This window comes from Polynucleobacter sp. UK-Kesae-W10 (genome assembly GCF_018881575.1).
Taxonomy (GTDB): Bacteria; Pseudomonadota; Gammaproteobacteria; order Burkholderiales; family Burkholderiaceae; genus Polynucleobacter.
Map to the genome: position 1 here is coordinate 212,426 of NZ_JACVQB010000002.1, position 24,986 is coordinate 237,411.

General features: G+C 45.4%; 23 protein-coding genes and 1 tRNA gene. 20 read left to right on the top strand and 4 right to left on the bottom strand.

Translation table 11 applies throughout. The annotated features are described in order from the left end of the window. Position 1: 1 nt before the first annotated feature. The 7 genes from ICN24_RS07405 to ICN24_RS07435 all read left to right on the top strand — a co-directional run bounded on the left by ICN24_RS07405 (position 2) and on the right by ICN24_RS07435 (position 4,970). Positions 2–829 carry a sterol desaturase family protein gene (locus ICN24_RS07405; protein WP_216222571.1) on the top strand — a complete coding sequence of 276 codons (828 nt, stop codon included), beginning with the start codon at positions 2–4 and terminating at the stop codon, positions 827–829. 64 nt (positions 830–893) lie between these two features. Beyond that, positions 894–1,223 carry a helix-turn-helix transcriptional regulator gene (locus tag ICN24_RS07410; protein ID WP_216222573.1) on the top strand — a complete coding sequence of 110 codons (330 nt, stop codon included), beginning with the start codon at positions 894–896 and terminating at the stop codon, positions 1,221–1,223. Beyond that, positions 1,220–1,699, top strand: a complete 480-nt coding sequence (locus tag ICN24_RS07415) for an arsenate reductase ArsC (protein WP_216222576.1) — start codon at positions 1,220–1,222, stop codon at positions 1,697–1,699. Before ICN24_RS07410 ends, ICN24_RS07415 begins: the two co-directional genes overlap by 4 nt. Before the next feature lie 7 nt (positions 1,700–1,706). Further along, positions 1,707–2,750, top strand: a complete 1,044-nt coding sequence (gene arsB, locus ICN24_RS07420; protein WP_216222577.1) for an ACR3 family arsenite efflux transporter — start codon at positions 1,707–1,709, stop codon at positions 2,748–2,750. 43 nt (positions 2,751–2,793) lie between these two features. After that, positions 2,794–3,699 (top strand): pseudouridine synthase, encoded by a 906-nt coding sequence (locus tag ICN24_RS07425; RefSeq protein WP_216859920.1) that lies wholly within the window; start codon positions 2,794–2,796, stop codon positions 3,697–3,699. A gap of 102 nt (positions 3,700–3,801) precedes the next feature. After that, positions 3,802–4,116 carry a hypothetical protein gene (locus ICN24_RS07430; RefSeq protein ID WP_216222578.1) on the top strand — a complete coding sequence of 105 codons (315 nt, stop codon included), beginning with the start codon at positions 3,802–3,804 and terminating at the stop codon, positions 4,114–4,116. Then, positions 4,116–4,970, top strand: coding sequence for a GGDEF domain-containing protein (locus ICN24_RS07435; RefSeq protein WP_216222581.1), 855 nt, complete (start codon positions 4,116–4,118; stop codon positions 4,968–4,970). Before ICN24_RS07430 ends, ICN24_RS07435 begins: the two co-directional genes overlap by 1 nt. 8 nt (positions 4,971–4,978) lie before the next feature. On the opposite strand, the gene ICN24_RS07440 is transcribed toward ICN24_RS07435, so the two are convergent. Then, a complete protein-coding gene (locus ICN24_RS07440) occupies positions 4,979–6,619 on the bottom strand; it encodes an FMN-binding glutamate synthase family protein (RefSeq protein ID WP_216222583.1) in 1,641 nt (546 codons plus the stop codon). 142 nt (positions 6,620–6,761) lie between these two features. On the opposite strand from ICN24_RS07440, the gene ICN24_RS07445 reads away from it, so the two are divergent. From ICN24_RS07445 to ICN24_RS07460, 4 genes are all read left to right on the top strand, one after another. Continuing rightward, a complete protein-coding gene (locus tag ICN24_RS07445; RefSeq protein WP_216222585.1) occupies positions 6,762–7,145 on the top strand; it encodes a translational machinery protein in 384 nt (127 codons plus the stop codon). A gap of 24 nt (positions 7,146–7,169) precedes the next feature. After that, a complete protein-coding gene (locus ICN24_RS07450) occupies positions 7,170–7,427 on the top strand; it encodes a hypothetical protein (RefSeq protein WP_216222587.1) in 258 nt (85 codons plus the stop codon). A gap of 91 nt (positions 7,428–7,518) precedes the next feature. Beyond that, a complete protein-coding gene (gene dusA / locus ICN24_RS07455) occupies positions 7,519–8,604 on the top strand; it encodes a tRNA dihydrouridine(20/20a) synthase DusA (RefSeq protein ID WP_216222589.1) in 1,086 nt (361 codons plus the stop codon). A 54-nt stretch (positions 8,605–8,658) separates the two neighbouring features. Further along, positions 8,659–8,734: transfer RNA gene (locus ICN24_RS07460), tRNA-His, on the top strand. A gap of 59 nt (positions 8,735–8,793) precedes the next feature. On the opposite strand, the gene ICN24_RS07465 is transcribed toward ICN24_RS07460, so the two are convergent. Next, on the bottom strand, positions 8,794–9,285 hold the full coding sequence (locus ICN24_RS07465) for a hypothetical protein (RefSeq protein WP_216222591.1): 492 nt from the start codon (positions 9,283–9,285) through the stop codon (positions 8,794–8,796). Between the two features lie 90 nt (positions 9,286–9,375). Here ICN24_RS07465 and ICN24_RS07470 point away from each other — a divergent pair, with 90 nt between their 5' ends. The 7 genes from ICN24_RS07470 to ICN24_RS07500 are packed head-to-tail and all read left to right on the top strand — an operon-like array spanning position 9,376 to position 19,408. After that, positions 9,376–10,605 (top strand): HD domain-containing phosphohydrolase, encoded by a 1,230-nt coding sequence (locus ICN24_RS07470; RefSeq protein WP_216222592.1) that lies wholly within the window; start codon positions 9,376–9,378, stop codon positions 10,603–10,605. Positions 10,606–10,607: 2 nt separating this feature from the next. After that, the gene (locus tag ICN24_RS07475; protein WP_216222594.1) at positions 10,608–11,441 is read left to right on the top strand and encodes a GGDEF domain-containing protein; all 834 of its coding nucleotides are present in this window, start codon (positions 10,608–10,610) and stop codon (positions 11,439–11,441) included. Between the two features lie 28 nt (positions 11,442–11,469). Then, positions 11,470–11,814, top strand: coding sequence for a diacylglycerol kinase (locus ICN24_RS07480; RefSeq protein ID WP_216222596.1), 345 nt, complete (start codon positions 11,470–11,472; stop codon positions 11,812–11,814). Next, positions 11,814–12,500 (top strand): hypothetical protein, encoded by a 687-nt coding sequence (locus ICN24_RS07485; protein WP_216222597.1) that lies wholly within the window; start codon positions 11,814–11,816, stop codon positions 12,498–12,500. The genes ICN24_RS07480 and ICN24_RS07485 overlap by 1 nt, the downstream gene beginning before the upstream one ends. Further along, the gene (bcsA, locus tag ICN24_RS07490; protein WP_216222598.1) at positions 12,500–15,235 is read left to right on the top strand and encodes a UDP-forming cellulose synthase catalytic subunit; all 2,736 of its coding nucleotides are present in this window, start codon (positions 12,500–12,502) and stop codon (positions 15,233–15,235) included. Before ICN24_RS07485 ends, bcsA begins: the two co-directional genes overlap by 1 nt. Continuing rightward, on the top strand, positions 15,189–19,019 hold the full coding sequence (locus tag ICN24_RS07495) for a cellulose synthase subunit BcsC-related outer membrane protein (protein ID WP_216222599.1): 3,831 nt from the start codon (positions 15,189–15,191) through the stop codon (positions 19,017–19,019). Before bcsA ends, ICN24_RS07495 begins: the two co-directional genes overlap by 47 nt. 14 nt (positions 19,020–19,033) lie before the next feature. Beyond that, positions 19,034–19,408, top strand: coding sequence for a tetratricopeptide repeat protein (locus ICN24_RS07500; RefSeq protein ID WP_216222600.1), 375 nt, complete (start codon positions 19,034–19,036; stop codon positions 19,406–19,408). 7 nt (positions 19,409–19,415) lie between these two features. Here ICN24_RS07500 and bcsG read toward each other — a convergent pair whose 3' ends face one another. Both bcsG and ICN24_RS07510 read right to left on the bottom strand, forming a co-directional pair. Continuing rightward, positions 19,416–20,957 carry a cellulose biosynthesis protein BcsG gene (gene bcsG, locus ICN24_RS07505; RefSeq protein WP_216222601.1) on the bottom strand — a complete coding sequence of 514 codons (1,542 nt, stop codon included), beginning with the start codon at positions 20,955–20,957 and terminating at the stop codon, positions 19,416–19,418. Between the two features lies 1 nt (position 20,958). Continuing rightward, positions 20,959–21,984 carry a glycosyl hydrolase family 8 gene (locus ICN24_RS07510; protein WP_216222605.1) on the bottom strand — a complete coding sequence of 342 codons (1,026 nt, stop codon included), beginning with the start codon at positions 21,982–21,984 and terminating at the stop codon, positions 20,959–20,961. Positions 21,985–22,159: 175 nt separating this feature from the next. Here ICN24_RS07510 and ICN24_RS07515 point away from each other — a divergent pair, with 175 nt between their 5' ends. Beyond that, a complete protein-coding gene (locus ICN24_RS07515) occupies positions 22,160–23,410 on the top strand; it encodes an HD-GYP domain-containing protein (RefSeq protein WP_216222608.1) in 1,251 nt (416 codons plus the stop codon). Beyond that, entirely contained in the window at positions 23,411–24,964 is a 1,554-nt protein-coding gene (locus ICN24_RS07520) for a sensor domain-containing diguanylate cyclase (protein ID WP_216222611.1), read from the top strand. The last annotated feature ends 22 nt before the right edge of the window (positions 24,965–24,986 follow it).

Here is a 24,986-nt window from a genome sequence, read left to right on the forward strand (position 1 = left end):
TATGGAGCAATTCCTCAGCAATCAGCAGCTTATTTACTTTCTACCACTGATCGCAGTAGCGATCTTGGTGGAGTCGCTCGTCTATCGGTGGCGCTACCAAAAATCCTACCCATGGGTAGAAAGCGCTACTTCGCTGGGTGTTGGGGTAGGGCATCAAATTACCGGCATCATCAATCGCTTACTGATTCAGGGCGTGATGGCTAGTTTTATTTGGCAATATCGACTCTTTACGATTCCGAACGAGTGGTGGACTTACCCAGCGTTATTTTTAGGGCTAGAGTTTTGCTACTATTGGTATCACCGTGCATCGCATGAAGTCTTCTTGATGTGGGCAACACACAGCACACATCACTCTCCAAACGAAATGACTCTCTCAGCTGCCTATCGCTTAGGTTGGTTGCCATTTTTATCGTTTACCTGGGTATTTTTCTTCCCTTTAGTCTTCATTGGTTTTTCTCCCATTGCAGTCTTTACGATGCTATCCATCAACTTGATGTATCAATTCTGGTTGCACACCAAATTGATACCAAGATTGGGATTTTTGGAGGGCATTATCAATACGCCCTCAGCTCACCGGGTGCATCATGCAAGCAATCTCCAGTATTTAGATAAGAATTACGGCGGAATCTTGATGATTTTTGACAGAATATTTGGTACTTACATTAAAGAAGATCCCAATACTGAAATTGTGTATGGCCTCACACATCCCAATTACTCAAAGAACCCTGTCAATGTGGTTTTTAGCGTCTGGAAACAGTTAGTCAAAGGCGTCATGCAGAAGCCTACCTTGAGCGAGAAGCTCAAATTCATCTTTTCTCCGCCGCAATAAGCCTCAAGAACGCTTAAATAGTCTGTCATGAATCTGTAATAATCATTTCTATATAATTGGAAATATGAAAAATACTGATGCCGTACAGGCTTTTCTTGCTTTAGGGCAGGAATCTAGACTCAATATATTCCGTTTGATCGTTCAGCGCGGTGATATTGGCTTAACACCTACTCAAATTATTGAAAAATTAGGTATTCCGAACGCCACTCTGAGCTTTCACTTAAAAGAATTAGCCCAAGCTAATCTGCTTTTGGTTGAGCGCCAAAGTCGCAATCTAATTTATCGCCCCAATGCAAAGTTAGTCCAGGACCTAAGCATATTTCTTTTAGATAACTGTTGCGGTGGTAAAGAGTGCGCGCCCGTCAAAGTTCATAAGAAGGTAAAGTCGACATGAAGCCATACAACATTCTTTTTCTATGTACCCACAATTCAGCACGCTCTGTTATCGGTGAAGCCCTCGCTTCCACACATGCTAGTGGACAGTTTGTAGGTTACTCTGCAGGCTCTACGCCAGGCACAACAGTGAATCCCTTTGCAGTAGAAATTGCTAAAGAATTGGGATACCCAGAATCAAAGCTACGAAGTAAAAGCTGGGATGAATATGGCTTACCTGATGCTCCGAAGATGGATTTCATCATCACCGTATGTGATAACGCTGCTGGCGAGGTGTGCCCATTCTGGCCGGGAAAACCAGCGACGGCCCATTGGGGATTCCCGGACCCATCTCAAGTTCAGGGCTCTGACGAGGACAAAAGAAGGGCCTTTAAAGGGGTCATGATCGGGCTCAAAAAGCGTCTAGATTTACTGGCATCCATGCCATTGGATAAGCTCGATTCTATGTCTTTAAATGCTGTTCATACCCAATCCTAAAATCTAAATGACAACTCTTACTAAACAACTCTCCTTTCTAGATCGTTATTTAACGGTTTGGATTTTTGTTGCAATGGCCCTTGGTATCGGATTGGGCTATTACATTCCTGGCATGGAGGGATTTATCAATTCCTTTCAGGTTGGCGCTACCAATTATCCCATTGCGATAGGGTTAATTTTGATGATGTATCCCCCGTTTGCAAAAGTGCGATACGAAGATCTACCGGATGTTTTTAGAGATAAGCGCATCTTTGGCATCGCTTTTCTGATGAACTGGATTATTGCTCCAGCATTCATGTTTTTGCTGGCAATTACCCTTGTGCCCAATCAGCCAGAATATATGGCTGGCCTGATTTTGATAGGCATTGCTCCTTGTATTGCAATGGTAATCGTTTGGAATGATATTGCTAAGGGTTCGACGGAGTATGCAGCTGGTCTGGTCGCATTTAATGCCATCTTTCAAGTGCTTTTCTTCAGCCTTTATGCCTATGTATTTTTAACGGTGCTACCGCCTTATTTTGGCTTGATTAGCACGCAAGTTAGCGTGACAATTGGCGAGATCGCCAAGACCGTATTTATTTATCTAGGTATCCCTTGTATTGCTGGGCTGTTAACACGCTTTGTGATGCTTAAGTTTGTTTCCAAGGAGTGGTATCACGAGCACTTTGTGCCTAAGATTGGCAAGATTACCTTAATAGCTTTGTTATTCACCATCGTGGTGATGTTTAGTCTGAAGGGTAAGTTAATTCTGCAACTTCCTGGCGATGTATTGACTATCGCAATTCCATTATTGATTTTCTTCGCAGTGATGTTTCTGCTAACGTTTTTCATTACGACCAGAATGGGCATTGATTATCAGCGTTGCTGCACTTTGTCCTTTACGGCATCGAGCAATAATTTTGAATTGGCAATTGCGGTTGCGATTGCTGTATTTGGAATCAATTCAGGGGCAGCTTTTGCTGCTGTTATTGGCCCATTGGTGGAAGTGCCCATCATGATTGGCTTGGTTTCTTTAGCTTTAGCGATTAGAGATCGGTTCTTCAGGGTTTAACCAAGTCGATCGCCTAAAATAGAGCTCTAATTAATAGGGCGCTATGAGTATTCAGGTTAATGCCGAAGGAGTATCAGCATCTCGGGTATTTTTGCCTGCTGATCAATCTCACCTAAACTTATTGCAATTCTTCATTGCTCAATTTCCCCGTATTCCAGCAAGTGAATGGGAAGAGCGCTTTAACGATAACCTCATTCTGGATATAGAGGGTCAGCCACTCTCGGCTAATGATCCATATCAACCCAATACCCATTTGATGTACTTCAGGAGATTGGCTCGCGAGCCAGAGATTCCTTTTGAGGAACAGATTCTGTATCAAGATGAGCATATTCTGGTTGCAGATAAACCCCATTTCTTGCCAGTGACACCAAGCGGCTTATATTTGCATCAGACCTTGCTCAATCGCCTCAAGAAAAAGACAGGCATTCAGGCACTTAGTCCCATTCATCGCATTGATCGAGATACTGCGGGACTAGTTGTCTTTTCCATCAATCCTGAGGAGAGGGCGCAATATCAAAATCTATTTCGGGATCGTGCTGTCACAAAGGTATATGAAGCAATTGCGCCTTATTCGGATGCATTGGCAACGCGGTTACCTATGACTTATCAAAGTCGTATTGAAGAGTCTGAACATTTTCTGCAAATGCAGGAAGTGGAGGGCGAATCTAATTCAGACACTTTGATAGAGCTCGTTGAAAATGAGGGTCCCTGGGCTAGGTATCGACTTACACCAGGTAGCGGTAAGAAACATCAATTGCGTTGTCATCTCAATGCATTAAGTATTCCGATTAAGTTTGATCAGATCTATCCGGTTCTCACGCCCTATCAAGAATATGACTTGGATTTCTCAAAACCTCTGCAGTTATTGGCTAAGGACTTGGCTTTTCTAGATCCCATTACTCAAGAAAAGCGGGCCTTTTCCAGCGAATTCAGTCTGGATCGGCTCTAAATTAGATTAAAAACCCTGTTTTTGGGCTAAAAACGCCCACCTGCACTAAAAACTAGCATTAAAACTTAGCAAGATATTAGCTCTACAGCTAGTATTTGGTTCATGCTTTCCAAACTCCGTTACCGCTGGTTGTTAAATCGATTGAGACACCAGTCCGTTGGGCTTGAGGAATGCAATCCTGATTTGGTGGCTGAGTATGCTAAGGCGACTGGAGCGAAGGTTATCTACAGGGTCAATGAACAACCTCACTGCCCACAACTCAGTCGTGATTTTGACAAGCTGGTGAAGCACAAATTGATGAAACGAAGACGCTCCTATTTATATGATTTGAGCGGATTCATGGTGGCTCCACGATCTACCTATGTGTATCGTGTGGAGCCAAAGATGATTCATTCCACAACATGGGTAGATCGTTAATGAATCAGGATATTTTTGATGGCGTTGATAATCCGTTTGGCATCAAGCCGATGGTCGCTATTGTTGCTAGCTTTATAGCTATCTTTATTATTCTTTTGGTGGATGTACTTACACCCTTAGAGTATCGACTGGTGTCGCTCTATTTATTTCCTACCGCAATTATTGCGCTCAATGCAAAATCCATGAAAGTTGTTTTTGCTGCATTGGTATTGTTGATTGCATGCGAGAACTACCTGCTGATTAAGGAGCATGATTTTGCATGGGTTTATACGCAGGAGGACGTTTTTGACTTTTTAATCCGTCTTTTATCTACATTACTAATCATCTGGCTCGCTCGAGCCCTTCGCCGTAGTCAGCTCCGCGTAAATCTGATGGCCAATACCGATTCTCTGACAGGCTTGTGGAATCGGCGCTTTGCCCGCATCTCCCTAGAGCAGGCCATTGCTCAGGTTGCGGAGAATGGTGCTGTTTTCTCTGTAGGTTTAATTGACGTCAATCACTTTAAAAAAATTAACGATGTCTTAGGCCACCTAGTTGGCGATCAGGTGCTTACGCATATTGCTCGTTTGCTATTGAAGTTTTCTCCTCGGGGTTTAACTTTTTTCCGTTTAGGCGGAGATGAATTCCTCATTTTGGCTTTAGAAAAAAACCAAGCTCAAATGCAAGCAGTTTGCGAAGAGATGGTTAGCTTAGTTGACCAGGAAATGCTGGATCTGAACTATCCGGTTTCTCTGAGTATCGGCACAGTGACTTTTCATCAGCCACCGCTATCGGTCTCTGATGTGCTGCACCAAGCGGATGTGGCGATGTATCAGAGAAAGATGGAAATCAAAAGCCGGTCAATTCCTTCCTAGGCTTGATCTTAGTTTTTCAGGGCGGCAAAACTTGCTGTCTGTGCTTTGTGCCAGTACAACTCAAAGACTCTTGGTAAATTTAGGGCTGGATCAATGTGTTCGCCCTTGAGCAAGAGTCCTGCGGGCATTTCTGGCAGAAGGAATGACAAAAGCCGGACTTCATGTTTATTGATGCGACGAATGATATGGGGCGCATCAATCTCTCCGGGATGATGTAAGCCAGCAGCTTCCACTAGCTCCTTCAATGTTTTCAAGGTTTCATTGTGAAAATTGAATACTCTCTCGGCCTTATTTGGTACTACTAAGGCTTTTTGACGAACAGGATCTTGGGTGGTTACGCCAGTAGGACAAAAGCCTGTATTGCATACCTGGGCCTGGATGCAGCCAACCGAGAACATGAAGCCGCGCGCGCTATTACACCAATCAGCCCCCAAGGCAAAGGCAACCGCCATATCAAAGGCGCTGATGATTTTTCCGGCGCAACCAATCTTAATTTGATCGCGAAGATTAACGCCTACCAGCGTGTTATGTACTAAACGTAGTCCCTCTTGGAGCGGTGTTCCTACATGGTTGGTAAATTCAACAGGGGATGCGCCTGTGCCACCTTCAGAACCATCGACCACAATAAAGTCAGGATAAATATTGGTTTCGAGCATGGCTTTGACAATGCCAAACCATTCCCATGGGTGACCTACACAGAACTTGAAGCCAACCGGCTTGCCACCCGAGAGATCGCGCAACTGTTTAACAAAATGCATCATCTCGAGGGGTGTGGAGAAAGCGCTATGTGAAGCGGGAGAGATGCAAGCTTCGCCTTCCTTGACACCGCGCGCAGCTGCAATCTCAGCTGTCACCTTTGAGCCCGGCAGAATGCCACCATGCCCAGGCTTAGCCCCTTGGCTGAGTTTGATTTCCACCATTTTGACTTGTGGGTCTAGGGCGTTTTGAGCATATTTATCAGCATTAAAACTGCCATCTTGATTGCGGCAGCCAAAGTAACCAGAACCAATTTCCCAAATAAGGTCGCCTCCATGAACCCGATGGTATTGGGAGATGGAGCCTTCGCCAGTGTCGTGAGCAAAGTTGCCTTTTTTAGCGCCTAAGTTCAGGGCCAGAATGGCATTTGCGCTCAGCGATCCAAAGCTCATTGCGGAGATATTAAAAATGCTGGCTGAGTATTTTTGTTTGCAATCCTTGCCGCCAATCTCAATTCGAAAGTCGTGATTGGGAATCTTTGTAGGCGCAAAGGATTGATTAATCCATTGGTAACCTGGCGCCATGACATCTAAAGTCGTGCCAAAAGGAATTTGATCGGGCACTGCCTTAGCGCGTGAGTAGACGAGGGTGCGCTGCTCTTTGGAGAAAGGGGTTTCATCATTATCGCCCTCGATAAAGTATTGCCGAATTTCTGGGCGAATAAATTCCAACATAAAGCGTAGGTGACCAATCACTGGGTAATTTCGCAATATGGCTACTTTGGTTTGTAGTTGATCGTAAATACCAACAGCGCTCAGAAACCCAAAGAGCAGGAAAAAATTCCAGGCCTGTGGGTGAAGCTTGAAGGATGCAAAGCTCGCAATGGCCCCAATGATGCAAAGTGCGAAGGGGATATAGCGGATTGGCAGGACTTTATTAAAGGGGTTGGCCATGTGGAGCTCAATTAATAGAGGATTCAGTATACGAATGTAATACAAAACAGGCTAATTTGACCTATATCAAGTAATCCCGAGGGCTTATCACCATAGCAGGAGTATCCTGAAAAAGTAGTCTTTATTAATTACAGGAAGAGATATGTCATTAAATCACGCAGTTATTTGGATTGATCATAAAGAAGCCCACGTTATGTTTTTGAGTGAGTCTGCTAGTGAAGCGGAAATCATTAGAAGCAAATCTAGTCACCAGCATTTGCATCACAAGGGTGGAGAAGTAGGTAGTGGCAAATTAGCGCTAGATGAAAAGTATCTACATTCAGTGATTAATGCCGTCAATGAATCCAAAGAAATCCTCGTCCTTGGGCCAGGTTCAGCTAAGCTGGAGTTGATTAAGCATGCGCATCATCATGACGCTAAAATTGCTGAGAGGATTGTTGGTGTAGAAACCGTTGATCATCCTAGTGATAAAGAAATCCTTGCCTATGCGCGCAAGTTTTTCTATAAAGTAGATCAGATGCTGTAATTTTTAAATAAACAGGAATACGCAATGACTCAAGAAACTTTAGGGCCGGATGGGTTACCAGGGCATGATTACTTTTTAGATGCTGTTAATCATATTGATGAAGCGGTTGCCAATAACACCATTGCGGCTGGTGCTGCCAAAGGTCTAATTTTCAGTATTGTTGAAACGCTAGGCGCTATGGTTGGTGATCCTGATCTACCGAGCCATCTGAAATCCGGTTACATGGGCGCTTTAGATCTAGCGGTGGAATTAGAAGCCAAGATTGCAAAATCGGGTAAATAAGTCACAAGCTTTACTTTGAGGTATTGGTAAGGGCAGCTTCGGCTGCCCTGATGCATTTAAAATACTGCTCATATCAATCTGATTGAAATCAATGTCCAATACCCTAAAGAAACGTCTGGCAGTCGCCCCAATGATGGAGTGGACCGATCGCCATTGCCGTTCTTTTCATCGCACGCTTACTAAAGAAGCTGTCCTCTATACCGAGATGGTAACGACTGGCGCCCTGATGCATGGGGATGTGCCTCGTCATTTGGATTATTCACAAGATCAACACCCGGTAGTTCTGCAACTGGGCGGTTCTGAGCCCAATGATTTGGCGAGGTCTGCAGAACTGGCCGCACAGTGGGGCTACGACGAGATTGATCTCAATTGCGGTTGTCCCTCTGAGCGTGTGCAGCGCGGTGCTTTTGGTGCCTGCCTCATGGCCGAACCCAATCTGGTTGCTGAATGCGTCAAGGCAATGAAAAATGCAGTAGACATTCCCATCTCAGTAAAGCATCGCTTAGGTCTTGACTCCATGGATGCGGCTAGCTCCGAAAAAGATTATCAGTTTGCGCTCGACTTTATTTTGACTGTTGCTGATGCAGGCGCTAGTCAAGTGACAATTCATGCGCGTAATGCAGTGCTGAAAGGTTTATCTCCCAAGGAAAATCGTAGTAAACCGCCGCTGCGTTATGAGGTTGCCGCAAGATTGCGATTGGATGCGAAAAAGCAATTCCCCAATCTTCAGGTTTTACTAAACGGCGGCCTGGAAACCAACGAACAGATTGCAAGTCATTGGAATGACTTTGATGGTTTTATGGTTGGAAGGGCTGCATATCATTTCCCGGCATTGCTTCTGGGATGGGATGATTTAATCAACACTGATGGTGATGCTGCCGGCTACCTCTTTAGCGAAACGGAATGGCATCGTATTCAGATTGCTTTAGTAAAACAAGTGACGAAATGGTTTGAAGAGTGCCAAGCCAAAGGCAAGCCTTTTTATATTGGCGCATTTACTAGGCACATCTTGGGCTTAGCGCATGGCAGGGCGGGTTCGCGTTATTGGCGCCAGCGACTCTCGGATCACCATGCTTTGGCTAAGGTTCAGAGCAAGGCGGCTATTGCGGACTTCTTTCTGGATGCTAGCCTATGCCTTGGAGATTGGGCTGCTTTTGAGCTAGAAACAGCCGATTAGGGCTGTTTTGGTAGGTTTTTAGCCAAAAAGGCTATAATCTGACCTTCTACAACGGCGGACGTAGCTCAGTTGGTAGAGTCCCAGATTGTGATTCTGGTTGTCGCGGGTTCGAGCCCCGTCGTTCGCCCCACTAAACTTTGTAGATCCAAAAGCGCCTTCGAGGGCGCTTTTTTCTTTCAGCAATCCAAATTATTTCCCGTTACGCGCATTCCTGGCTGACTCGGCAGCCAAATTCGACATCTTGACAGCCTCCGCAGCGGCCATAGCCGCTCTCTTGGTAGCTTCAGCCGCTTCCGCGGAAGCAAGGACCGACGATTCTTCCGCTTGATGGGCAACAGCAGCCGCAGCGGCCGCGGCAGCTGCTGATGCCGCAGCGGCAGCCTCAATAGCGGCCTCGGCAGAAGCAGCAGCGGCATCAGCAGCAGCTTCAGCGGCGGAGACTATCGCTTCGGAGGCAGCAAGTTTGGCAGCCTTGGCGCAACTCTTGGCCGAAAGGGAGGCTTTCTCAGCAGAGATGGCAGCCCTCTTAGCGGCCTCTAGAGCGCTTGAGGTCAAGGATTTAAGGGTGCCTAAGGCTTCAGCATACCGAGCGTTTACGGTGATGTAGCCCTGGCGTAAATTGCTCACTTCAGTCTCAAGACTAATGAGCTTTGAGTAAATCTTTTCGATATCTTCTTTCATATGCCCTTAGTGTCTAGCTTGAAAATTCATAGTCCGCCTATTTATCATAAATAGCAAGGTTTTTATCATTTTTAGATTCATAATGAAGATATGAAATCAAAGTCAATTGGATTGCCTGTTGTAAGTCCTGAGACGGCCATTCGTCATGAGTTAGAAAAGCGCGGTTGGGCCTTATCTGCATTGTCTGAAGCTGCGGCTGCATTAGCCCGTGCTCAATCTACCGATTTATTGGTTCAAGAGGTGTGTGAAGCAATTGCCAACCAAGGCCCATACGTGCTCGCTTGGGTGGGTCAAGCGGAGCATGATGCTTTCAAGACTGTCAAAGTAGTCGGAGCAGCGGGTACTGCGGTTGAATATATTCAAGAAATTGTGGTGAGTTGGTCTGAGTCCGAGGTTACAGGCAGAGGTCCAGCAGGTTCATGCATTCGCAATAATCAAACTAGCGTAGTAGTTGATGGTGAAATTGACCCTGGATTTGTTGCCTGGCGCGAACGTGCAAGAACATTTGGAATTCGTTCTGCGGTAGGTTGCCCAATTCCAGATGGTCTTACGGGCATGCCCTTTGGTGTGTTGCTAGTCTACTCAAAAGTTCCCAATACATTTGGCGCTTCGGAAGTTCAGCTCTTTGAAAGTCTTGCAAAAGAAATTGGGTTTGGCCTGCGCTCAATCGAGCGCCAGCACAAATTAGATGATCAAATTTATGACAAAGAACTTACTCAAGAGCGGCTAGCAACAGCCTTGCGCTCTACGATTGAGGCGATGTCCAAGACGATGGAATGGCGTGACCCCTATACAGCTGGGCATCAGAAGCGGGTTGCGAGCATTTCTATGGCAATTGCTCGTGAGCTTGGCTGGGAAAATGAGCGCATACAGGCTTTGTATATGGCGGCTATGGTTCATGACATTGGCAAGATGGCTGTGCCATCAGAAATACTCACCAAACCATCCCGCCTAAATGATCTTGAGATGCAATTGGTGCAGGGTCATGTCGAAGCTGGTTATCAAATTTTAAAAGATATCCCGTTTCCTTGGCCGCTGGCAGAAATGGTGCACCAACATCATGAACGCTTGGATGGCAGTGGTTATCCAAAAGGTCTCAAGGGTGATCAGATATGTGAAGAAGCGAGAGTATTGGCGGTTGCAGACACTATTGAGGCAATGGCAACACATCGTCCTTATCGCCCGGCAAAAGGTTTGGTTGCAGCCATGGATGAAATCAAATCGGAAGCAGGAACAAAATTGGATCAAAGAGTTGTTGATGCCGCATTTAAGGTGCTCAACTCTGGAAATGAACTGCAAAGATTGATTGATGCCCAGTAAAGATGCTTGCTAAGTATTGTTCGATTATTTTTTATAGTGCCGCCGTAGTTGCGCAATGTGTGGCTGCTGCATACGCTGTAAACCTATTTTTCCGCTCCAAATCTTATCGTTTAGCTAGTGGTGTGTTGGCATTGGGCTTTAGTCTCATGATTGGTAGACGAATTGCCCCCTTGCTGCTTTACTATGCTGACGGCTATTTCAATTTATTTGATGCTTTGTTGGCTTTTGTCATTTCTATGTTGCTGTTCTTGGGTCTCTCCCAAGTCAAAAGGATCATCTTAGAGTTAGAAGAGAAGAATTTCAGGCTAGATCACACTGCCAAAACGGATTCTTTAACTCAAATCTTAAGTCGTGCTGAGACTTTTAGTAGGGCAGAGCAGGAAATTGAACGTTCCCTTCGCTCCAGAAAGCCTATCGCCTTTCTGATGCTTGATATTGATCACTTTAAAAACGTCAATGACCAATTTGGTCATCCCGTAGGGGATATCGTCTTGCAAAATCTGGCCAAGTATTGCCAGGAAGAGTTGCGCGTCATTGATATTTTTGGTCGCGTAGGCGGGGAAGAGTTTTTGATTGCCCTCCCAGAGAGCTCTGAGTCACTCGCTTTTGATGTAGCTGAAAGATTGAGGAAAAAGATTGCTACCTCAGTAGTTGCCATAGTTAATGGTAAAGAAGTCTCTATTACGATCAGCATCGGAGTGGCAAGCTTTGATCCGGTTCGCAATGGTGAGAACGCGGCAGATTTAATACTGCGGTCCTGTTATCAAAAAGCCGATGAAGCAATGTATCTGGCCAAAGCAAAAGGTCGTAACCGTACTGAATGTTGGTCTTGTTAAGTAGTAAATTGATTAGAGTAAAAGAGTAATGCATAAGAATAAAAATATATTGGATGCCACAGGTAATGCCTTGAACGGGATAAAAGAGCTCATCCAAGAAAAGTCTGCTCGCAGGGAGTTGCTATTAATCGTGCTTTCTGTCAGCTTCTTTTGTTACAAGCCTAATGTCTATACCGTCCTGATTGCGGTTCTATCTTTAGTATTGCTAGCCGTCGAAGCGCTCAACACTGCGCTTGAAAAAACCTGTGATCTCATTACGGTGGAGCAACACCCCGAAATCAAGAAGATTAAAGATCTCGGTGCAGCAGCGGTATTTATTATTGTGCTGACAATAGCGCTCATCTTTATCCGATATTTATCGCCGTTTTTCTGATGACACAATTTTTATCCGCCTTTCAGTTGCATGAGATACCCCGAGAGGAGGGCGGAGCCATTCTAGCTTCTCAGAGCGCTCAAGACATTCTTTTGCAATTAATAGCCAAGACTTCTCTTGAGCATGGTGGAAAATTAGTGCAGGTGGCTGAAGATTATGGAGTCTATTCTTATGGCAATATCGCCATGGCTATAGAGGCAGGAATCTCGATACAAAAGCAGCTTGATGGACGCAATGATCAAAACCATCTTGCTCCAATTGAGCTGGCTGCTATGGGAATCGTCTCTTTGGTAAATCCCTTTACTGGTCTTGTGGAGCAGGAACGTTCACTTGAGCTAGTGGGTTTTCTGGCTAAAGCCGCTAGTGCAGGAGAGCTCTACTTATCAGAAGGGGCGTATAACGCCGTACCAAACCCCGAGTCTTTATCTTGTCGATTTGTGCGCCAACTCATTAGGACCGGAGAAACCTGGGCTCTCAATGCCTATGAAGTCTTTTGGGTGCCTACGGAAGTGGAGCTGGGTAAATTGGATAAAGATCCCAATGAAGTCGATCAAGATATTCAGCCGATTCGTTCGTTTGGCCTGAAGCTTTTCTTCAGTATTCTATTTTTATTCTTTGCTGTGCTGATGTTGACGATTGGTTGGCAACCCGTTTGGGCATTTTTCATCAAGATTGTGTACAAATAATGCCGAAGTACGATCGCCATACCAAAATTACCGCCACCTTACTGTTCTTTGGGTTTGGGGTAGGGCTCACCATCTTTTTTGCAGAAGAGTTATTAAATCTCGGCGGACAATTGTATTTGGGCTGGGGGACTTTTTTCATCATCTATTTGATGTCCAAGTTCAAGGCTTTTGGAAAACAGCCATGGCGTACTATTTTTATTATTCTCGCCCTGTTTGTTAGCTGCCGATACATCGCTTGGCGTATTTTTGATACCTTAATCTATACCAACCTAGCTGACTTTATCGGTATGGCTTTGCTTTTCTTGGCAGAGCTTTATGGCTTTACTTTATTCCTGCTAGACATGTTTGTGAATTTCTCACCCATGTCGACTGAGATCGTACCTTTGCCCAAGGATGAGTCTGTATACCCATCGGTGGATGTCTTTATTCCGACCTACGATGAGTCAGAGACGATTGTGCGCATGACAGTTACTGCAGCCACTCAAATTGATTATCCAAAAGAGAAGTTACGCGTCTATATCTTGGATGATGGTGGTTCTCATGCAAAGCGCCGCGGTAAAGAAGCGGGGGATAAGGCCTGGCGCCGTCATTACGCCCTCAGAAAATTAGCCAAAGAGTTGGGTGTAGGGTATATCACCCGCGAAACGAATCAAAAAGCCAAAGCAGGAAATATTAATCACGCCTTGCAGCATACTAATGGCGATTTGGTCTTAATTCTTGATTGTGATCAGGTACCAACGCAGGACATCTTGAAGAATACGGTTGGCCAGTTTTTGCTCGATCCCAAAATGTTCCTAGTGCAGACGCCGCATTTCTTCATTAATGAAACACCGGTGAATAACGTCATCACCGGTGTTTCGAATCGACCTGATGAGAGTGAGATGTTCTATCGCAAGATTCAGCCGGCGATGAATTTCTGGAACGCCGCATTCTTTTGTGGGTCTGCGGCTATCTTGCGGCGCAAGTATGTCATGGAGATTGGCGGAATAGCCATCAAAACAATTACAGAAGATTGTGAAACTTCCTTAATCTTGCATGCCCATGGCTATAACAGTAGTTATATCAATAAACCAATGGTATGCGGCTTGTCTCCTGAAACCCCTACAGATTATTTAACCCAGCACTCCAGGTGGGCTAAGGGCATGTTGCAAGTGCTCATGCATTACAACCCGCTATTTATGCGAGGTCTAAGCCTGCCCCAGCGCTTGGCGTATTTCTCATCTTGCTACTCATGGTTATTTGGCTTTGCGCGTTATATCTTCTTCTTGGCGCCATCGGCATTTCTGATTTTGGGACTGAATGTCTATGCGGCCAATTGGCATGAGATGGTCGATTTCACTGTGCCATATGCCTTAAGTATTTTGGTGGTGATTTCTTACTTCTTTGCAGGCTCGCGCCAACTATTCTTTTCCGAAATCTATGAGACAGTCAAAGGTTTTAGGATGATTCGGGAGTTGATGCCAGTCCTCCTCAACCCTTGGAAGCAAAAGTTTTTAGTTACTCCAAAGGGTAAGTTACTTGAAAAAGAGCAGCTCAGTTGGGATGCATTTCCCTTATTTATCTTAATTACGATCAATACGGTCTCAATCGCGATTGCCTGCATACGCTGGTATTACGAGCCGATTTGGCATGACAACATTGTGATTACCGGAATTTGGTGTTGTATCAATATCTGGTTAGGCCTCATGTCGCTGGGTGCTTTTTGGGAAAAGCGTCAGGTTCGCGCCTATTACCGTATTGGCGGTGGCGGAGAGTTGGTCATCCAGCAAGCTAATGGCCTAAGAACCCTAGTTGATGATGTTGAAGATGTTTCAGTTAGCGGCATTGGTTTTAAGCTTCCTCTCGACAACCCTCTTCAGGTGGGGGAGAGCATTGCTATTGAAGTCATTGATAGTTATGGCGCGAACTATGTATTCAATGCCAAGGTAGTTCGGATGCAAAAGCAATCAGACCATTATTTCTGTGGCACCCAATTTGCACCTGAGCAAATTGCTAGCCCGGAAGCGATTGCCTTTGTATATGGCGATAGCGGTCGCTGGCAGCGCATCTGGGATGCCAGTGCCCAGCTAAAACAATCTAAATTACAGCTATATCTTTTAACGAAGCTTGGTTTACGAGCGATTCGTGAGAACTCAGCGGGTTATTTTGCTTACATCACTAAGAGTACAGCGACATTTTTGGCGATGATGTTCAATCCTTATTTTTGGTTCTATTTAGTTGCTGGAATTGCTAGCTGGTCGGTATATCTTCTCTATCTCGCCATTACATATACGATTAGCATTACTGACCATCAGGCCTCAAGAAGCTTTCCAAGGGAGCAGGCCGGTGAAGAGATGACGATTTACTTTCCTAAGTTGGATGCTACTTTAGTAGGCTGGGGATTTGATATCTCGATGACGGGCGTTGGTATTAAAGTTAATTTGCCCTTCATTGTTCACGAGAATGAGTTAGCAGAAGTCTCAGTGCGGGGTCTTACACGTGGTCAACATCGCATGGATTGTGTGATTCGTCGTGTAATCAAAGATGGCGAGGCAGTTATCTTAGGAGCTGAATTTATTGTTGATAACAGTAATTTCTTCAAAATCGTCAGCTTTGTGTATGGTCAGGGTTCCAAGATGGTGACAGCGTTGGCCTTGAAAAACCTCAAGCGTATTCTTTCTTACTTATTTTTTATTGGGGATGTTTCTGATGAGCGTAAGGCTCATACCCAATCGACTACAAAGTCTGCGAAGTGATTCCGTGAAGACGCCAGCAAAACTTCTTCCTAGCTTACTAGCACTGTTAATACTGAGTTGCACTGGCAGCGCTTTTTCTGCAGACCAAGATCTGAGTAGGCAACAGAATATGGAGGCAAGGCGCGCCTTGACCCAAGCAACCATCTTATTAAAAAGTGGCAAGCCTGACCAGGCCAATGCTTTTTTAAAGGAGAAGTTTCCTAATGGGCCTCCTCAAGGAGATTTAGCGGTTGCTTATTACCGAATTATTGCCGTAACACCAGGTGGATGGGGTGAGGCACGTAAAGGACTAGAGGCGTTGATTAAATCCGACCGCAGAAACCTGCAATACGCTTTAGCACTAGACTCCTTGTTGGGCTCCAAAATGGAAACGCGCGATCTCGCGCTAAAGAATCTGACAGAATTGGCCAGCGAGCGAAAGGTTGACAAGCAACGTGTCTTGCAAACTTGGCGTGAAGTTTTAAATGCGCAAGAATCTAGTCCAGAATTAGCCACTTACTATCGCGCCTATTTAGACGTTGATCCCTATAACCAAGAAATTGCTGCTAAATGGGCGGCAGCTAAAGAGGCTCAGGCTGAACGCAATCGAATTGCTAATGACCCTGTACTACGGCGCCGACAGGTCGGTCTTGATCTATTGGATCAAGGGGATATTGTTGGGGCTGAAGCCCCCTTGGCCGAGACTCTCAAAATCTTACCCAATGACTATCGTTCATTAGGTGGCTTGGGCTTAATTCGGATGCGGCAGGGTCGCTATGATGAGGCTATAGCCTATTTTCAAAAAGCTTTAGCACTCAATCCAGAAAATGCCGGCAAATGGCAAAGCCTCATCGCCACCAGTCAATATTGGTTGCAAATCCATCAAGCTGAAGAAGCGCGAGATAAAAAGAACTATCCGCTAGCCCTAGAGAAAATTCGCGCGGCAATCAACCTTGAGCCACAGGGTGCTGAAGCGATTGCCGTATTGGGAACGATTGAAGCCGACCGAGGTAATGCCCACGAAGCGGAGAAGCAATTTCGAGAAGCGCTCAATCTAGAGAAAGACAACGGAATTGCTATTCGTGGTTTGGTTCAGATTTTGATTGATGAGGGCAAGCGCGAAGAGGCGCTAGTATTAATCAATGCACAAGCTGCTCAAAATAGTTCGGATGGTAGGCGCTATGATTATTTGCGTGTCAACATTCTGCGTGCTCAAGCAGATGACTTCATTGCTAAAGGCCAAAACCATGAGGCCATTGCTACATTGTTGCAGGCACTGAAGTTAGAGCCGCAAAACCCGTGGTTGCGCTTCAAGTTAGCGGGCCTCTATGAGAGCGGGGGTGAAGTGGACAAAGGCCTAAGTCTCATGAAAGAGGGTCTCAGACAGGCCCCCAATGATCCAGAGATGATCAATGCCAATGTCTTATTTCTATTAAATGCCGATAAAACCGAAGAGGCGCTTAGCTTCATGCGTCAGGCACTGGCAAGGCCTGGTAATGCAAATGCGTCATTGCGCTTGAGTTATGCGGATGTATTAAATCGCTTGGATCGAGATGAAGAACTCAAGAGTGTTTTACTTGTTCTCCAAAAAAGTAAATTATCGGGTGATGACAAGATTAAATACCTGCGCATTCAACTGGATTACGATATTCGTCAGGCCCTGAAAAATGGTGACGATCAACAAGCGATTGCGTTAATAAAACGCGCGTTGGAATTAGATAAAGACGATGTCTGGTTGCGTCTGGATCTGGCTCGGCTATATGCCAAAACCAACCAGCCTAAGCTTGGTAGTGCCTTATTTACGCAGTATCTTCAAGCTCACCCAAAAAATATTGAAGCTTTGTACGCTGATGCGCTGTATTTGTCGGGTCTAGAACAAAACCAAGCCGCCTTAGAAGTGTTAGACCAGATTCCATCGGCTGAGCGAACCCCAAAGATTTCCCGTTTTCAAAGAAGCGTCTGGACAGATTTGCAGGTCACCCAGGTCAAAGCGCTTTATGGTCAGGGCAAGCAAGCAAAAGCCATTGCTAAGCTGGAGGATGTTCAAGCGGAGGTAAGTCCCAACCCTGATTTGCTGGCCTTGGTGGCTAGCACTTGGGCGACTATTGATCAACAAGCACGGGGCGATGCTTTATTTCAGAGTATTCAAGCGCAAAATCCAACCCTATCGATTGATTGGCATTTACGCTATGCCAATTACTTGTTAAATCATGATCAAGAGATAGCTTTTAAACAAGAGATGGCTTCTCTAGCTGGGCAGAAGTTAAGTCCAGCCCAAAAGCAGGATTATGCAGATCTTCAGCAGGCAGCGCAATTGCAAGCCATCGGTTTAACAATTCGTTCTGGTGATATTGCTCAAGCCAAAAAAATGCTGGCACCTCTAATGACTGCAGCGCCAGCGAATTACAAGATGATGTATTTGGATAGTCAAATCCTCAGAAGGGAAGGCTATTTGGACAAGGCGATCGATGTAGAGCAGCGCGCCTTATCTCAGGCGCCTGTGCCGCTTGCCAACAAACAAAGCCTTTCAACTTTGAAGTCCACCGACACCACAGCAGCGGTTTCTGTTTATCAAATTCAAGCGCCTGTCTTGCAGCCCTCAGCCGCCTCATCTGGAAGCGCCTATCAATACAAACAGATGGCCGATATGCTCGATATGCGAACGAACTGGGTTGATGGAGCGGTCGATTACCTATCCTTAAACGGAACCCGAGGGCAGTCTTACTATCGCGCTTCTGAAATTCCACTGGAATGGAAAATGCCACTGCGTTCAGATGAGCGAGTTACTTTCCGTGCTGACCAGGTCAATATCAATGCAGGCGCAATTGATGCTGGCAATGCTTATCAGGTAAGCACCTTTGGAACTTTGGCGACGGTATGTCAAAACAATAGCCCTGGAACTGGCAAATGCCCTGGGGGCTTTTCAAATCAATCTGCTGCAGGCACAGCATTGAATATTGGCTATGAGAAGCAAAACTTCAAAGCTGATGTGGGTACAACTCCAGTGGGTTTCTTAACCCAGAATTGGATTGGCGGACTAAAGCAAAAGTTTGATCTTGGGCCGGTTGGTCTTTCGGTAGAGCTCGCTCGTCGTCCAATGACCAGCACCTTACTCTCGTATGCCGGCACGCGCGATCCGGTCACTGGCTCTATTTGGGGCGGCATGGTGGCAACTGGAGGTACGCTAGGCCTCAGTCTTGATCAAGGTGGCACCCTAGGCGGATGGACTTATTACCGGGCCCGCAGTTTGACGGGGACTAATGTACAAAGTAATAGTGACAATCAGTTTATGGCTGGCTTGAATTGGCGCATCATTAATGAAACCGATCGCCAACTGTCGAGCGGTCTTACGGGAATGCTTTGGGGCTTTAAGCAAAATGCTGGCGAGTTTACGTATGGGCAGGGCGGTTATTACAGTCCACAAAGTTATCGCGCAGTTACTTTGCCCCTCAATTATTCTCAACGCTTTACTCGCTTCTCCTATGTTTTGGGTGGATCTGTTTCAAGCAACTGGTCTCGTACGGATGCAGCTCCATACTTCCCAACAAATAGCTCCTACCAGGCTGCTGCAGGCAATCCTTACTACTCAGCAAGCTCTGGTCCAGGTAGTGCGTATTCCCTGTTGGCTGCTTGGGAGTACCAGGTATCACCCTCTGTATTTGTAGGCAACCGCCTCAAGCTTGAGCGTTCACCGTACTACGCGCCTAATAGCTTTGTGCTCTACGTCCGGATTGCGTTAGATGATACTGCGCCACATCCTGTGCCGTTACAAACCCAACCCGTCATTCCGACATCTCACTTTTGATGAATGGACCGACCATGATCAAGCGCTTTTCTATCTTCAGTCTGTTGTGGATTTTTACTACCGCGATGAGTGTCGTATCTTTTGCACAAATACCGGAGCAAGCCCCACGTTTTGATCCTTACATGCCTGGCGAATTAAATGAGCGTGCACTCTATGCATTGCAGATGCAAGATACGAGTACAGCTTTGATTTTGCTAGAGAGGGCTTATCGTTTAAATCCCAATAGCCCAGATATCAAAGCCAATTTAGATATCGTTCGGCAGATCGCCAAAGAGAAAACAGCGGTTGAGGTCCGCGGTGAGGTGATTCACCTAGATGCTATTGGAAATCCAATTCAGGAGAACCAGGCAAGCAATGTTCCGGGAATCTGGCCGGAGCCTAGGCCTTAATTAAGGACTAGTTTTCGGTATCGAACAAGTTCCAGTTGATATCGTTCGAACGGAAGTAGTAAGACGCTCCAAATTTCATGATTACCGAATCTTCATTCTCGGCTACAAAGCGCGTACTCGGCAGATTTTTGGAATAAAACTCAGGGTCTATGCTGCCGGCAGTAAAAGGTGACTTAGCCACAAAGCGGGACAACATCTCTGAAGCGGCTAGATAGCTAGTGGGTTGCTCAATGATCTTGGTTTTGGCTGGAGCATCCGATTTGCCTGTAAATAGAACGCCAACAGGAATATTGGTGACATTTGGGCTTGGAATTTCTCGCATACCTACAATCTCATTCTTGTTGCGACGAATTGCTGCGCCATGCTCAGGAATAAACACAATCACGACTTGGCGACCAGAGCTATTCACCTTGCTATAAAAGCGATCCACATCCTCGAGTAATTTATGTAGGCGACGAGAATAGGTTTCCACGCTATTCTCCAAACGTCCATCTAAAGCGCGATTGCCATCATGCAAGCTAATGGTGTTGTAGAAGAGGGCAACCCGATCTTGGCGACTCTTCATGCGGGCATCCCACCAGTTTGATAGCACTGCATAGTCATCGTAGACTTGCGAGCCGTCAAAGCCTTTTAAATAAGGGGCAGATTTTGTATTGTCAAACAATGGGGCAGTCATGCCACCATCATGGCGAATTTCCTGGAGTAGATCGCCATACTTGCCATCGTGATTGAGCGCCAACTGCGTATCAAAGCCGGCAGCTTGTAAATTATTAAACAGTAGCGAGCCTTCTATAGGCCGCTTATAGAGATCTCGTTGATCTTGTTGACCATGACTAGCTCTTAGTAGCCGAATAATGGAGGGCCCACTGTAGGAGGATGCCGAGTTAAAGCTGGTAAAGAGGTAATGAAAGCGCTTAAAGAGAGGGTTCTCTTCCTCTTTGACATATTTCAGATCATCCCAGGCCAATGAGCAAACATTGATCACTAGAATATCGAAAGGAGCACCACTCGCTTTTTGCGAGCGATTAAATGTGGTGCGAGCAATTTCATCGATAAAAAAACCATCCAGGGATTCGGTAAGCTCATCATCGCTTGGGGCACCAATCACTTGACCTGAGGCATCGTAAGAATAGATATTGACATTCTGCTTGAAGGGAAGCAGCGTACTCATAATCGCAAGAACGGCAATCGTGCTCATGCGAATTTTTTTTGAAACCAGATAGTAAATAATAAAACTCAGAACCAGTGCGCCCACAACTTGAAGGTTTACGATCCGCGTAAAGAGTTCTAGATAGTAGTCAAAGCTAAAGTCAGCTAGCTGACTAATTTTGGGGATGACATTGCGTAGTGGGGGTAGCTGGCTGTCAAAGTAAAACAGCACCAAGCCAACTGGGATGGCTACCCAGCGACGAATTTTCAAGAGCGTGGGGTTGGCATTGGAAAAGATTAAGGCAATCGCAAAGGCGGCATTCACAAAGAAGTGAAAATTAATATAGCCTGTATAAAACAGGATTGCCTTGATGATGAAGTAAAAGCCCCATAAGCCCATATTATTTTTTCAGATCTTCTAAGGTAGATTGGGTAAATAGGGAGAGCATTGAGGAGTAATAGCCCTGATTTGGATCATATTCAGAAAGTGGAACTGACCCTAACTTGGGGAAGGAGATACTGAGATTGGCGATATCGTGAAAGCCCATGGATGCATTGTACGTTCCCATGCTGCCATTCTGAAGGTCTACCCATGATGGCATCACAGCTGCATCTTGAAATTGCTTCCAAAAGACTTGAAAGGGCTTCATGTTTTCGGTTGTAGCCTCTTGCCCCCAGATGAGATAGAGGGGAATGCGCACGGCATCGTAACCAAAGCGATCGTCATCGGTCAGAGAGAGGGCATTATCTTTCAGCAAAAGCCAGTTAGGTGGTAAATGCCATTGACCATATTGAGCCTCGGTGATTAACTGTAAGCCAGTAGCTTTTAGATCCGCCCACTCAGGAGCGGGATCCAAAATAGCGAGTTCATGAATGGCCGGAAAGACCCAATAAGAAAGATTGAGTTTTAATCCATCTGGCTTTTCAAAGCCCATCTCGCCGGGAAGAATCACGATACCTTTAGCAGTTTTACGTAATAGCTTTTGTCTAATCGATTGGCTAATGCGGATTGCCTCATACAAATAGCTTGGTTCATTCCAGCGCGTATAGGCTTTTGATAGGGCCCAGGCAATGAACAGATCGCCATCACTGGCGTTATTCCTATCCTTAACGCCAGTGTCTGGTGACCAGCTCCAAGCAAAGAGCTTGTCTTCGCGCACCTGTAGATTGTGCTGCGTCCAATTCCAGAGCCGTCGAAAAGTGTTGGGATCATTATTTTGTACTGCTAGCAGCATCGCCATGCCTTGACCTTCGGTATGGCTAATCCCATTTTGGGCTTGATCTACTAAACGACCTTCGCTGATAAAAGTGCTCTTAAACAGATCCCAATCTTGAGGCAAAGCAAAAGCACTGCGACTGGTGAGAATGAGTGCAATAGAGAAAACCCAGAAAGCGGGTCGGATGCGGAGAGGGTAGAACCAAGTCATAAATTAGGGTAAATAAGGAGGGTTCACTAAACACTGGACTTGGGTTATTGAGTGGATATCCCGATAAGCTTATTATGTAGTATTCGCCATTAAATAGCTTACCTTTTTCGATGATGGAATGCAGTTAGCCAATCAAACCTTCTACTTAGCAATATTCATTGTCCTGGTCGGGCTGATGGCCCGTTTTTTAGCCACCAAGGATGATGATCGCACTCAGTTTAAGGTGCTGTACTGGCCAGTTGGCCTGAGTTTCTTGGCCTTATCCATGCTGTCATTCTTCCTAGTTCCATGGGGGGGTAAATTTGTCTTGGCGGCTGCCAATATCCTATTGATCGCAGGAATGATCAATATTTCTTTGCTCTTTAGCTTTTGGAATCAATCCAATACCAAAACGACGGTTGTGCTGGCTTGCGTGACATTACTAGCCACTGCGTTTGGCTATATTCATCTTCAACATTTCGGCACCACGATAGAGCGCATTCATTTAATGAATAGCGTCTTAGGCGCATTATGTATTTGGCAAATAGTTTCACTGGCGCAATTATTAAAAAAAGATAATGCTTATCAAATCAAGTTGCTGCTTGGCGTAGTCATCTTTCAGCTGGGAACACGGATTGTTAGATCCGCTTTTTTATTTTCTGATCCAACTGTCACTTTACAAACCCTATATCAAGAAGATGGCATCGGTTTTGCGTTGAGAGTGGCTTCGATTCTTGCAATGGTCACCATCTGCATTCTGATAACCAACTACTATCTGGAAAAGCTCTGGCACGAATACCGCAAAAGCTCTTACGCCATTCAGGATGGGATGCTCAATAGCTTAAATGCGCTATCAATGGTGCGGGATAACGAAACTGGCAACCATATTCTGCGTACGAAAAACTATGTTCGGGCCTTGGCTGAGAGACTAAGGCATAGCGGGGTCTACCGAGAGGTACTTAGCGAAAAGGCGATTGAGGATCTTGTCAAAGCGGCGCCCTTGCATGACATTGGCAAAGTGGGCATACCCGATACGATTCTCAGAAAACCAGGCCCATTGACTGAAGAAGAGTGGCACATCATGAAAACCCATGCATCGCTGGGTAAAGATGTGCTTAATGCTGCCAAGCTCAAGGATGCCAAGCATACTCACGTATTGGATGTTGCCATTAGCATCGCTGGTTGCCATCATGAAAATTGGGATGGCAGTGGTTATCCACTGGGTCTGAAGGGCGAAGAGATTCCCTTGGCGGCACAACTCATGTCTTTAGCCGATACCTACGATGCACTGGTAACAGAACGGGTCTATAAGAAGCAGTGGACACATGAAGAAGCGTGTGACGAAATTTGCCGTCTAAAAGGCAAGCGTTTTGATCCTCGAATTGTTGAAGCTTTTTTGCAGGAAAAAGATCATTTCTTGCAGATTTCAGAAATGTACGGTGATTAAATGCCTATCAGTTTTGAGCCCAGCTCTAATGTCAGGCGAAATTCGCGCATCATTATTGGTGCTTCGATTGTTCTGGCCTTTATTTTCGTCATAAATGCAGTAATTTCGGGTTACTTGCTGCGACGAAATACGATCGAAGATCGCGCTGATCAGCTTGCCACCTTGACATTGATATTGGCTGAGCACACTTCACAGGTAATTTTGTCTGCTAATACAGTTTTAAATAGTATTGATGATTTGGTGTATGCGGCAAAAATTGAGGATGAAAAAAGTTATCGCAAGTTCACCTCTAATAAAAATCAATTTGAGTTACTAGAGGAAAAAACAAAATCCAACTCCATCTTGGACGTCACTACTTTTGTCGCTAATGATGGCAAAGTACTTAACTTTTCTCGCTCTTATCCAGCTCCTGAAATTAATCTAGCAGATCGCGATTATTTTATCTATCTTAAAAGTCACAATAGCCTAGAAACTTACTATAGCGCCCCCGTCCAAAACAAAGGAAATGGAAAGTGGGTTTTTTATTTAGCCCGGCGCGTGAATGGCGCGCATGATGAGTTTCTCGGTTTAATTTTGGTGGGCGTTTCGGTTGAGGTCTTTTCCTCTTTATATGAAAGGCTAGGGTCAAGCTTGGGCGATGGATCAGCGATTACGCTATACCGTGAGGATAAAACGCTCTTAACTCGCTGGCCACTAGTGGAGAAACTCATTGGCCGAGTGAATAACAATAATCTCATAGAGGAATCGCTGGCCGCTGCAAGCAAGGGCAATGGGGTGATCTTTGCTTCCCGCACTGGTTTTACCCGTCAAAATACTGAGCCTGTTGAAAGGATGATCTCTTACAGAAAGGTAGCGGGTTATCCATTTATCGTTGGAGCGGTAGTCCCCGAGACTTTGTACTTGGCCAATTGGCATAAAAATGCGACTGGTGGCTTAATTGCCACCATCTTGAGCATCATCATTCTCTTTGTGGGCACCTACTTCTTGCTCAAGACGTATCGACGAAATGCTGAAAACCAATATCGTGCTCACCATGATGTTTTAACAAAGCTTCCCAATAGAACACTCTTTTCAGACCGACTGTCGCATGCTCTGGCTGCATGCAAACGCAATCAATCACAATTGGCTCTCCTGTTTATAGATTTGGATAATCTGAAAACCATTAATGATGTCAACGGACATCATGCCGGCGATGCTGTACTAACAGAGGTTGCTTCTAGAATGCGGGCGTGCTTGCGTGACACCGACACTGTTGCTCGACTTGGCGGTGATGAATTTATTGTCTTGCTGCCCGGTGTTGGTGAGGAGAAGACGGCCATGATGATCGCAGAGAAAATTCGTAGTGCCTTGGCAGCGCCTATCATGGCGGATGGTGGGTTGGTATCTACCAGCGCCAGTATTGGTGTTGCTATTTATCCAGATCATGGTTTAAATGAATCTGATCTCATGAATAATGCCGATGTTGCGATGTATGAAGCAAAATCGAATGGACGTAATGCGATCCAAATCTTCGGTGAAGGCGTGGTCAAGTCTATTTTTAAGGATATTAGCTAAAACAAGCTTTTATTACAAAAGC

Coding starts and splice junctions, on each gene's coding strand:
- ICN24_RS07405 (WP_216222571.1), top strand. CDS start 2: ATGGAGCAATTCCTCAGCAATCAGCAGCTTATTTACTTTCTACCACTG.
- ICN24_RS07410 (WP_216222573.1), top strand. CDS start 894: ATGAAAAATACTGATGCCGTACAGGCTTTTCTTGCTTTAGGGCAGGAA.
- ICN24_RS07415 (WP_216222576.1), top strand. CDS start 1,220: ATGAAGCCATACAACATTCTTTTTCTATGTACCCACAATTCAGCACGC.
- arsB (WP_216222577.1), top strand. CDS start 1,707: ATGACAACTCTTACTAAACAACTCTCCTTTCTAGATCGTTATTTAACG.
- ICN24_RS07425 (WP_216859920.1), top strand. CDS start 2,794: ATGAGTATTCAGGTTAATGCCGAAGGAGTATCAGCATCTCGGGTATTT.
- ICN24_RS07430 (WP_216222578.1), top strand. CDS start 3,802: ATGCTTTCCAAACTCCGTTACCGCTGGTTGTTAAATCGATTGAGACAC.
- ICN24_RS07435 (WP_216222581.1), top strand. CDS start 4,116: ATGAATCAGGATATTTTTGATGGCGTTGATAATCCGTTTGGCATCAAG.
- ICN24_RS07440 (WP_216222583.1), bottom strand. CDS start 6,619: ATGGCCAACCCCTTTAATAAAGTCCTGCCAATCCGCTATATCCCCTTC.
- ICN24_RS07445 (WP_216222585.1), top strand. CDS start 6,762: ATGTCATTAAATCACGCAGTTATTTGGATTGATCATAAAGAAGCCCAC.
- ICN24_RS07450 (WP_216222587.1), top strand. CDS start 7,170: ATGACTCAAGAAACTTTAGGGCCGGATGGGTTACCAGGGCATGATTAC.
- dusA (WP_216222589.1), top strand. CDS start 7,519: ATGTCCAATACCCTAAAGAAACGTCTGGCAGTCGCCCCAATGATGGAG.
- ICN24_RS07465 (WP_216222591.1), bottom strand. CDS start 9,285: ATGAAAGAAGATATCGAAAAGATTTACTCAAAGCTCATTAGTCTTGAG.
- ICN24_RS07470 (WP_216222592.1), top strand. CDS start 9,376: ATGAAATCAAAGTCAATTGGATTGCCTGTTGTAAGTCCTGAGACGGCC.
- ICN24_RS07475 (WP_216222594.1), top strand. CDS start 10,608: ATGCTTGCTAAGTATTGTTCGATTATTTTTTATAGTGCCGCCGTAGTT.
- ICN24_RS07480 (WP_216222596.1), top strand. CDS start 11,470: ATGCATAAGAATAAAAATATATTGGATGCCACAGGTAATGCCTTGAAC.
- ICN24_RS07485 (WP_216222597.1), top strand. CDS start 11,814: ATGACACAATTTTTATCCGCCTTTCAGTTGCATGAGATACCCCGAGAG.
- bcsA (WP_216222598.1), top strand. CDS start 12,500: ATGCCGAAGTACGATCGCCATACCAAAATTACCGCCACCTTACTGTTC.
- ICN24_RS07495 (WP_216222599.1), top strand. CDS start 15,189: ATGAGCGTAAGGCTCATACCCAATCGACTACAAAGTCTGCGAAGTGAT.
- ICN24_RS07500 (WP_216222600.1), top strand. CDS start 19,034: ATGATCAAGCGCTTTTCTATCTTCAGTCTGTTGTGGATTTTTACTACC.
- bcsG (WP_216222601.1), bottom strand. CDS start 20,957: ATGGGCTTATGGGGCTTTTACTTCATCATCAAGGCAATCCTGTTTTAT.
- ICN24_RS07510 (WP_216222605.1), bottom strand. CDS start 21,984: ATGACTTGGTTCTACCCTCTCCGCATCCGACCCGCTTTCTGGGTTTTC.
- ICN24_RS07515 (WP_216222608.1), top strand. CDS start 22,160: ATGGCCCGTTTTTTAGCCACCAAGGATGATGATCGCACTCAGTTTAAG.
- ICN24_RS07520 (WP_216222611.1), top strand. CDS start 23,411: ATGCCTATCAGTTTTGAGCCCAGCTCTAATGTCAGGCGAAATTCGCGC.